We start from the raw sequence: 2,963 nt of genomic DNA, 5'->3' as shown, positions 1-2,963 counted from the left end.
CCACGCTTCCACCTCTGACCTATCAACCTGATCATCTTTCAGGGATCTTACTAGCTTGCGCCATGGGAAATCTCATCTTGAGGGGGGCTTCATGCTTAGATGCTTTCAGCACTTATCCCTTCCGCACGTAGCTACCCAGCTATGCCTTTGGCAAGACAACTGGTACACCAGCGGTGCGTCCATCCCGGTCCTCTCGTACTAAGGACAGCTCCTCTCAAATTTCCTGCGCCCGCGACGGATAGGGACCGAACTGTCTCACGACGTTCTGAACCCAGCTCGCGTACCGCTTTAATGGGCGAACAGCCCAACCCTTGGGACCGACTACAGCCCCAGGATGCGATGAGCCGACATCGAGGTGCCAAACCTCCCCGTCGATGTGGACTCTTGGGGGAGATAAGCCTGTTATCCCCGGGGTAGCTTTTATCCGTTGAGCGATGGCCCTTCCATGCGGAACCACCGGATCACTAAGCCCGACTTTCGTCCCTGCTCGACTTGTAGGTCTCGCAGTCAAGCTCCCTTGTGCCTTTACACTCTGCGAATGATTTCCAACCATTCTGAGGGAACCTTTGGGCGCCTCCGTTACTCTTTAGGAGGCGACCGCCCCAGTCAAACTGCCCACCTGACACTGTCTCCCACCCCGATAAGGGGCGCGGGTTAGAATTTCAATACAGCCAGGGTAGTATCCCACCAACGCCTCCACCGAAGCTAGCGCTCCGGCTTCTCAGGCTCCTACCTATCCTGTACAAGCTGTAACAAAATTCAATATCAGGCTGCAGTAAAGCTCCACGGGGTCTTTCCGTCCTGTCGCGGGTAACCTGCATCTTCACAGGTACTATAATTTCACCGAGTCTCTCGTTGAGACAGTGCCCAGATCGTTACACCTTTCGTGCGGGTCGGAACTTACCCGACAAGGAATTTCGCTACCTTAGGACCGTTATAGTTACGGCCGCCGTTTACTGGGGCTTCGGTTCAAAGCTTCGCTTGCGCTAACCTCTCCCCTTAACCTTCCAGCACCGGGCAGGTGTCAGCCCCTATACTTCGCCTTGCGGCTTCGCAGAGACCTGTGTTTTTGCTAAACAGTCGCCTGGGCCTATTCACTGCGGCTTTTCTGGGCTATTCACCCTAAAAAGCACCCCTTCTCCCGAAGTTACGGGGTCATTTTGCCGAGTTCCTTAACGAGAGTTCTCTCGCACACCTTAGGATTCTCTCCTCGCCTACCTGTGTCGGTTTGCGGTACGGGCACCTTACATCTCACTAGAGGCTTTTCTTGGCAGTGTGGAATCAGGAACTTCGGTACTATATTTCCCTCGCCATCACAGCTCCGCCTTAATGGAAACGGGATTTGCCTCGTTTCCGGCCTAACTGCTTGGACGCGCATATCCAACAGCGCGCTTACCCTATCCTTCTGCGTCCCCCCATCGTTCAAACGATGTATAGGTGGTACAGGAATATCAACCTGTTGTCCATCGCCTACGCCTTTCGGCCTCGGCTTAGGTCCCGACTAACCCTGAGCGGACGAGCCTTCCTCAGGAAACCTTAGGCATTCGGTGGAAGGGATTCTCACCCTTCTTTCGCTACTCATACCGGCATTCTCACTTCTAAGCGCTCCACCAGTCCTTACGGTCTGACTTCAACGCCCTTAGAACGCTCTCCTACCATCGACACCATACGGTGTCAATCCACAGCTTCGGTGATACGTTTAGCCCCGGTACATTTTCGGCGCGGAGTCACTCGACCAGTGAGCTATTACGCACTCTTTAAATGGTGGCTGCTTCTGAGCCAACATCCTGGTTGTCTAAGCAACTCCACATCCTTTTCCACTTAACGTATACTTTGGGACCTTAGCTGGTGGTCTGGGCTGTTTCCCTTTCGACTACGGATCTTATCACTCGCAGTCTGACTCCCAAGAATAAGTATTTGGCATTCGGAGTTTGACTGAATTCGGTAACCCGTTGGGGGCCCCTAGTCCAATCAGTGCTCTACCTCCAATACTCTCATCTTGAGGCTAGCCCTAAAGCTATTTCGGAGAGAACCAGCTATCTCCAGGTTCGATTGGAATTTCTCCGCTACCCACACCTCATCCCCGCACTTTTCAACGTGCGTGGGTTCGGGCCTCCATTCAGTGTTACCTGAACTTCACCCTGGACATGGGTAGATCACCTGGTTTCGGGTCTACGACCTCATACTCATTCGCCCTATTCAGACTCGCTTTCGCTGCGGCTCCGTCTTATCAACTTAACCTCGCATGAAATCGTAACTCGCCGGTTCATTCTACAAAAGGCACGCCATTACCCATTAACGGGCTTTGACTACTTGTAGGCACACGGTTTCAGGATCTATTTCACTCCCCTTCCGGGGTGCTTTTCACCTTTCCCTCACGGTACTGGTTCACTATCGGTCACTAGGTAGTATTTAGCCTTGGGAGATGGTCCTCCCTGCTTCCGACGGGATTTCTCGTGTCCCGCCGTACTCAGGATCCACTCAGGAGGGAACGAAGTTTCAACTACAGGGTTTTTACCTTCTTTGACGGACCTTTCCAGGTCACTTCATTTACCCCGTTCCTTTGTAACTCCATATTGAGTGTCCTACAACCCCAAGAGGCAAGCCTCTTGGTTTGGGCTACATTCCGTTTCGCTCGCCGCTACTCAGGAAATCGCTATTGCTTTCTCTTCCTCCGGGTACTTAGATGTTTCAGTTCCCCGGGTCTGCCTTCAATACCCTATGTATTCAGGTAGAGATACTGTTCCATTACGAACAGTGGGTTTCCCCATTCGGAAATCTCCGGATCAAAGCTTACTTACAGCTCCCCGAAGCATATCGGTGTTAGTCCCGTCCTTCATCGGCTCCTAGTGCCAAGGCATCCACCGTGCGCCCTTTCTAACTTAACCGTTAAAAAGATCTTACTGATGCTTTGAAAAAAATTAATTGCCTTCTATCTATTATCTAGTTTTCAAGGAACAATG

1 rRNA gene is annotated in these 2,963 nt (G+C 52.0%); it reads right to left on the bottom strand.

Annotated elements, in window-relative coordinates:
* Nucleotides 1-2,888 (bottom strand): 23S ribosomal RNA (locus tag ACIQXQ_RS20735); the annotation flags it as partial.
* Nucleotides 2,889-2,963: the final 75 nt, after the last annotated feature.

Source organism: Peribacillus sp. NPDC097198 (genome assembly GCF_044762055.1).
GTDB lineage: Bacteria > Bacillota > Bacilli > Bacillales > DSM-1321 > Peribacillus.
Note: the sequence above shows the minus strand (reverse complement) of the source record. Positions and strands in the feature narration are given on the sequence as shown.